The sequence below is a fragment of the Mesorhizobium sp. M5C.F.Ca.IN.020.32.2.1 genome (assembly GCF_004023105.1).
In the GTDB taxonomy this organism is placed as follows: domain Bacteria; phylum Pseudomonadota; class Alphaproteobacteria; order Rhizobiales; family Rhizobiaceae; genus Mesorhizobium; species Mesorhizobium wenxiniae.
Window position 1 is genome coordinate 1 of sequence record NZ_RZSX01000859.1, and the last position, 2,635, is coordinate 2,635.

A 2,635-nucleotide genomic window follows, 5' to 3' on the forward strand; every position below is an offset into this window, starting at 1 on the left:
GTCCGGAAATGATAGTGGACGCCTTCGATCTCGCTGCCGCGGCGCGGCCGCGTGGTGACGGAGACCGACAGGTCGAGACTGGAATCGCTTTCCAGAAGATTGCGCGCGATCGTCGACTTGCCGGCCCCGGACGGCGACGACAGCACGAGCATAAGACCCCGGCGGCGAATGCGGGAACCCAAATCCCTGGCAACCATAGGCTCCTTGGCGACCATCAGGGTTACTCCAGATTCTGGACCTGTTCGCGAAACTGGTCGACGACCGCCTTCAGCTCCAGCCCTATGGCAGTGACCGCAGCGGCGTTCGACTTCGAACACAGCGTATTCGATTCGCGGTTGAATTCCTGCGCCAGAAAATCGAGCTTGCGGCCGATGGCGCCGCCGCCTGCCAGCAGCACCCGACCGGACGCCACATGCGTCCTCAGCCGGTCGATCTCCTCGCGGATGTCGGCCTTGGTGGCTAGGAACGCCGCCTCCATATGCAACCGGCTGGCGTCGAGATTGGCGGAGGCATCCATCAGCAGCCGAACCTGCTCGGCAATCCGTTCCCGAATCACCGTCGGCTCGCGCGACGGATCGGCCTCGGCGCGCACCGTCAGCGCCTCGATAGCGTCGATATGGCCGGACAGCAGCGAGCGTAGGGCGGCGCCCTCGCCCTGGCGTGCCTGCTCCAGCCCGCCCAGCGCCACTTCGAGCGCCGAGAGAATCGCGCTGTCGAGCGCCGCCCGCGCCTCTTCGGTTTCGGTGGTTTCGGGGATGTCGAGCACGCCGCGTAGCGAAAGCAGCCCGTCGGCTGTCGCAGGCGCTACGCCGAACTGCTCCTGCAGCCGCTTCGCCAGCCCCGCCAGATCCCTCAGGAAGGCCTCGTTGACCACTTGCTGCGCCTGCTGGCCGGCGGCACGGCTGACTGTCAGCGTTGCCTGGAAATTGCCGCGCGCAAAGCGCTTTTGCACCGTCTGCCTGGCGGCCGGCTCGAGCCGCTCGAGGCCCTGCGGCAGCCGCAGCCTGACCTCGACGCTCTTGCCGTTGACCGACTTGACCTCCCAGGCGATCGACGTGCCGTCATGTTCGGCGACGGCCCGTGCAAAACCGGTCATGCTCTGCAAATTCATGATGCCCTTGCTTCCCCCTGGCGCATGATCCCGGAAGCGGTTCCGGCCAGACATGCGCGGCTTCAAAATACCGGAGCGCCTTCGCGCCGAATCGGACGCAAGGCGCTCATGATCACAAAATCAGCACGTCCCTGCCGTCAAACGAATCGGAGGGACGACCCCAGAACCGTCCGGCGCTACTGCGCCGGTCCCGCGTCGCCATCATCGCCGCCGTCCACCGGCGCATCGGTCTGACCTTCCACCTTGGCGGCGTCGGCCTTGGCAGTTCCGGCCTTGGCAGCGTCATCGGCCAGCTTCTTCTGCAGCGCCCGGTAGCGGGCGACGTTCTCATTGTGCTCGGCGAGCGTCGCGGCAAAGACGTGACCGCCGGTGCCGTCGGCGACGAAATAGAGGTCGTCGGTCTTCGACGGGTTGGCTACCGCTTCCAGCGCCGCGCGGCCAGGATTGGCGATCGGCGTCGGCGGCAGGCCATTGATCAGATAAGTGTTGTAGGGCGTCGGCTTCTTGATGTCCGACTGGTAGATCGGGCGGTCCGCGGGTTTGCCCTTGCCGCCGAACAGGCCGTAGATAATGGTCGGATCGGACTGCAGCCGCATGCCCTTGGCCAGCCGGTTGAGAAAGACGGCGGCGACCCGTGAGCGTTCGTCGCCCTTGCCCGTCTCCTTCTCGACGATCGAAGCCAGGATGACGAAGTCGTCGACATTGGCCAGAGGCAGATCGGGCGCGCGCCGCTGCCAGACATCCTCGACCAGCTTCTTCTGATCCGCCAAAAGCTTGTCGACCATCTGCTGGCGTGTCGCGCCGCGGGTGAAACGCAGCGTGTCGGTAGCAAGGCTGCCCTCGGGTGGAATGGTCGCCGGCATATCGCCGTCGAGCGCTGCCTGCTCGGCGATGCGCTGCAGCGCCTGCTCGACCGTCAGTCCCTCGGGGACGGTCAGCGAATACATCACCGACTTGCCGCTCTTCAGCAACTCCATGATGTCGCGCATGGAGGCCTGCGGCTTGATCTCGTATTCGCCGGCCTTCAGAGCAGAATCATTGCCAAAGGCACGCACGCCAAGGCGGAAGATGCGCGCGTCGCTGATCAGTCCGCGCCGCTCGAGCTGCTCTGCAATTTCCTGGACGCCGGTGTTCGGCTTGACCAGAAAGGTGTCGGCATTGGCAGACGGGCCGGGCTCGTTGAATTCCTGCTTGCCGAAATACAACGCAAAACCGGCCGCCAGAATCAACAGCATCACCAAGGAGATGACGAAGTTCATGAACACAACGAACTGGCTGCGCGAGGCGCGGGAGCGCTTGGGCGGCGGCGTGCCGGCTTCGGGCCGCAATGCCTCGCTGGCCGTCTTCGGCACGATCGGACTCGACGGTGTGGACCGTTGCCCGAATTCCCCGTTGTCCGCCGCATTCGTGTTCATGGCGCCCTACCGTTTGGTCTTGCAACGACTCCCCTTGGGCAGAGTAGGGGCGAATATGGCAAAATTGACGGCACGCATACGCCGTGCCGGCCGGCTGACCGGTCAGCCA

The 2,635-nt window shown here is 65.0% G+C and carries 3 protein-coding genes and 1 pseudogene; 1 reads left to right on the forward strand and 3 read right to left on the reverse strand.

What is annotated here, in order from left to right; all coding sequences use genetic code 11:
• The 3 genes and pseudogenes from EOA86_RS29980 to mltG all read right to left on the reverse strand — a co-directional run.
• A pseudogene (locus EOA86_RS29980) lies at positions 1-215 on the reverse strand (guanylate kinase); the annotation flags it as partial.
• A gap of 5 nt (positions 216-220) precedes the next feature.
• On the reverse strand, positions 221-1,111 hold the full coding sequence (locus EOA86_RS29985) for a YicC/YloC family endoribonuclease (RefSeq protein WP_128344940.1): 891 nt from the start codon (positions 1,109-1,111) through the stop codon (positions 221-223).
• A 176-nt stretch (positions 1,112-1,287) separates the two neighbouring features.
• Complete coding sequence (mltG, locus tag EOA86_RS29990; protein ID WP_245497421.1) at positions 1,288-2,370, reverse strand: endolytic transglycosylase MltG; 1,083 nt, start codon at positions 2,368-2,370, stop codon at positions 1,288-1,290.
• On the opposite strand from mltG, the gene EOA86_RS40765 reads away from it, so the two are divergent.
• Positions 2,357-2,635: hypothetical protein (locus tag EOA86_RS40765; protein WP_245497422.1), on the forward strand; the 279-nt coding region annotated here is incomplete at its 3' end. The genes mltG and EOA86_RS40765 overlap by 14 nt on opposite strands.

Coding starts and splice junctions, on each gene's coding strand:
- EOA86_RS29985 (WP_128344940.1), bottom strand. CDS start 1,111: ATGAATTTGCAGAGCATGACCGGTTTTGCACGGGCCGTCGCCGAACAT.
- mltG (WP_245497421.1), bottom strand. CDS start 2,370: ATGAACTTCGTCATCTCCTTGGTGATGCTGTTGATTCTGGCGGCCGGT.